The organism is Aquabacterium sp. A08 (genome assembly GCF_011742065.1).
This window is the reverse complement of sequence record NZ_JAAQQT010000302.1, coordinates 1-251: the sequence shown is the minus strand read 5'-3', so window position 1 is coordinate 251 and position 251 is coordinate 1. Positions and strand designations below refer to the sequence as shown.

The 251-nt window shown below is 66.5% G+C and carries 1 pseudogene; it reads left to right on the top strand.

What is annotated here, in order from left to right:
- Positions 1-251, top strand: a pseudogene (locus HA630_RS01705) (type I glyceraldehyde-3-phosphate dehydrogenase); the annotation flags it as partial.

Sequence of the window (251 nt, the reverse complement as noted above, 5' to 3'; positions counted from 1 at the left end):
AACGCCAGCTGCACCACCAACGCCCTGGCGCCCGTGGCCAAGGTGCTCAACGACCGCTGGGGCATCAAGCGCGGCCTCATGACCACCGTGCACGCGGCCACCGCCAGCCAGAAGACCGTGGACGGCACCTCCAAGAAAGACTGGCGCGGCGGCCGTGGCATTCTGGAAAACATCATCCCCAGCAGCACCGGCGCGGCCAAGGCGGTGGGCAAGGTCATCCCCGAGCTCAACAAAAAGCTCACCGGCATGAG